The sequence below is a fragment of the Oleiphilus sp. HI0123 genome (assembly GCF_001635315.1).
In genome coordinates this window covers 1-415 of record NZ_LWGE01000896.1, presented here as the reverse complement: position 1 = coordinate 415, position 415 = coordinate 1, and the positions used below count along the sequence as shown (strand labels likewise).

Sequence of the window (415 nt, the reverse complement as noted above, 5' to 3'; positions counted from 1 at the left end):
ATTCTCACTGAAAATACCTTCAAGAGACTTCGCCATCGTGACAATTTTTTCATAACCAGCTGACTCAATGAACTCTTCACTGAAGATATACTCAGTTGATATACCGTGCACAAATACATCAACTTTTGGTAAGTACAGGTCTTTTTCTTCGTCGTGAGAAATACCAAATACATAGTTCATACCTGTCTTGGTATCAATACCAAGCAAAGGCTGTATTTCTTCAACCCAAGCCGAAACTTTCGCTTTCTCTTTAAGATCTTCTTTATTCAGCGCGCTTACTTTAAGCAAAGTTTCCAGTACAAGTAACGGATAAGAACGGGCAAGCTTAGAAATAATGGTTTCTACTTCACGATATTGACCAACTAAGGTTTCTAAACCTTGGCCAGAGATTGAGGGTGTTCCCTCATCAACATAT

Annotated in this window: 1 pseudogene; it reads right to left on the bottom strand. The window is 38.3% G+C overall.

What is annotated here, in order from left to right:
• A pseudogene (gene gyrB, locus A3761_RS27385) lies at nucleotides 1–415 on the bottom strand (DNA gyrase subunit B); the annotation flags it as partial.